This window comes from Candidatus Chloroploca mongolica, assembly GCF_004762035.2.
Classification (GTDB): Bacteria; Chloroflexota; Chloroflexia; order Chloroflexales; family Chloroflexaceae; genus Chloroploca; species Chloroploca mongolica.
The window spans coordinates 1-2,280 of sequence record NZ_SIJK02000146.1; the positions used below are offsets into that span (position 1 = coordinate 1).

The window sequence follows — 2,280 nt, forward strand, 5'->3', positions numbered from 1 at the left end:
GGCGGGCACCCGCAAGGGGCGGGCACCCGCAAGGGGCGGGCACCCGCAAGGGGTGGGCACCCGCAAGGGGCGGGCACCCGCAAGGGGCGGGCACCCGCAAGGGGCGGGCACCCGCAAGGGGTGCCCCTACCGGGCCGGGGGCCGGGCCCGGTGTACGGGCACCCCTTGCGGGTGCCCTGGTGGGGTGCATGCACGGAAGATGCAATCGCCGTAAACTCCTTCGCAAGACTCATTGACGTTTGCGCCAGGTGCGTTATAATAGATAGGCTAGAGACGGGGATGACTGGTATCGACAGGGAGTGAAGGTCGTAGATTGCAAGCCGTGACGCCCAGTCACGTAAAAAGGGCAATGCCAATAACTGGCAACAACAACTACTCGGGCCGCATGGCCCTCGCTGCCTAAAAATAGGTAGCGCGCCCTCACTGGCTCACTCGATGGTCAGTGACCCGGCGTCAACAAGTCGAGTGCTCCCTTGGTGACCACCTGCTGGCCTTGGGAAAAGATAAGCGGGTTTGCCCAAAAACTGCTTTGCCTATTGTGCAGACGCGGGCGAGCTACGAACAAACGGCTAAGCTTGTAGGATATCTGCGGCGTAGCTTTCTGGACGGGGGTTCGAATCCCCCCATCTCCACCACCAGAGGCCGTTGCAACAACTAGATGCGCAGCACAGTTCGAACGGGGAATTAGTTTTCCTCTACCTCGAAGCCTGTGGTGCGCATCAGTTTTTTGTCATCGCTGTCTTTGTCACGTGAGAAGTAGCACTCCCGCATTCGGTCTATAGTGTCCCTGATTTCGGGCACGAATTTGTGTGCCTTGAGGGGGCGTGCCACACCAGTCTGCTCAGAAGATCGCCCCACGGATAGGCAGGCACGGAGCGAATTCATCATCCCCCTTTGCGCCTCTGCGTCTTTGCGTCAAACCAAGCAGGCATGAAAGGGATCCATGCCCCGCTGCACCGTGGGTTCAACGCATGCCACAGACAACAATGGGTTATGTGCTGGTGCCTATGCGGTGCTATGCTTGATAGTGGATGATACATTGTTGTATTTGGCGGACAAAAGGAGCAACGTCATGGCTGAATTCAAATGTGGTCATTGTGGCGCAACCTTTAACGATGCAGCCGCAGCGCAGGCGCATGCCGATGTGTGTGATGCGCAGCATGGCACCAATCCGGTGGGCTCGACGACCGGGCCGATCTATGCGTGTAGCACATGTGGGGCGGTCTTCTCGAACGCGAAAGCGTGCAACGATCACCGCAAGCACTGCACTGGTGCGTAGATGTTTCGCTCACGCAGCCTCCGCCAACGTGGCGGAGGCTGCGCTTGATGCTTGGCGCACACGCTCGTGGACAGATCGGGCTTGCCCCGCAGAAAGGAATTCCCCATGGCCCGCCGTCAGCGCGGAGTCATCCGTACCTGGAAGGCCGCGCAGGGCTATGGCTTCCTTGCCCCCGAGCACGGCGGCGAGGAGGTCTTTGTCCACATCACGGCGGTCGTCGCCGGCCGGCACCGCCTCGGCCCCGGAAGCGTGGTGGTCTATGAGCTGGGCCGCGATGCCCAGCAGCGCCCCCGCGCCGTCAACGTCCGCGTCGGCCCCGGCCTCGGCACGCCGTTACGCCTCGCCATCCTCGCCAGCAGCCTCTTTCTGCTCGCCGTCGGCGTCATCAGTTGGCTCGGTTTGCTGCCCCCCTGGATCGTCCTGGCCTATCTGCTGCTCAGCGGGTTCACCGCCCTCGTCTACCGCTTCGACAAACGCCAGGCGACCCAGGGCCAGCGGCGCGTCCCTGAAGCGACGTTGCACCTGCTCGACGCCCTCGGCGGTTGGCCGGGCGCACTGATCGCGCAGTGGGCGCTGCATCACAAAACCCGGAAGGCGGCCTACCAACTCACCTTCTGGCTGCTGGTGGGCCTGCACTTGCTCGGGTTGGCCGGGGTGGTGTGGGTGGTGGGGCGATTTTGAGCTGAGCCGGGCTTGGTGATCGGTCGTTTTAACGCAGAGACGGGGAGACGCAGAGACGCGGAGTGTGCATGTCATCTCGCGTGGTTTCCCATGGGTGGTATCGTAGGGGCAGCGCGGTGATGGAAGAAGGGTTTCTTCCCAAATACGTCTTGTAAAGCGGCGGTTGATCAATGATAATGGGCAGTGTCGGCACACCTGGTTGCCATTCTATATGCGGTTGCGACCGATAACCGCCCTCGCGAGGACGCGCGTGGACATCTTCCAACTTCGTGAGCAGATTATTCATCAATACGCTGCCTATACTCGCAGCTTTCTTACGA

General features: G+C 61.2%; 2 protein-coding genes and 1 other RNA gene. All 3 read left to right on the top strand.

What is annotated here, in order from left to right; all coding sequences use genetic code 11:
- Nucleotides 1-275 precede the first annotated feature (275 nt).
- Nucleotides 276-635: a transfer-messenger RNA gene (ssrA, locus tag EYB53_RS25200) on the top strand.
- A 437-nt stretch (nucleotides 636-1,072) separates the two neighbouring features.
- Entirely contained in the window at nucleotides 1,073-1,279 is a 207-nt protein-coding gene (locus EYB53_RS25205) for a C2H2-type zinc finger protein (protein ID WP_135482380.1), read from the top strand.
- A 105-nt stretch (nucleotides 1,280-1,384) separates the two neighbouring features.
- Nucleotides 1,385-1,960 (top strand): DUF1294 domain-containing protein, encoded by a 576-nt coding sequence (locus EYB53_RS25210; protein ID WP_135482383.1) that lies wholly within the window; start codon nucleotides 1,385-1,387, stop codon nucleotides 1,958-1,960.
- Nucleotides 1,961-2,280 lie beyond the last annotated feature (320 nt).

What these genes read in the sequence shown, in the direction of transcription:
- EYB53_RS25205 (WP_135482380.1), top strand. Translation starts at nt 1,073, where the DNA reads ATGGCTGAATTCAAATGTGGTCATTGTGGCGCAACCTTTAACGATGCA.
- EYB53_RS25210 (WP_135482383.1), top strand. Translation starts at nt 1,385, where the DNA reads ATGGCCCGCCGTCAGCGCGGAGTCATCCGTACCTGGAAGGCCGCGCAG.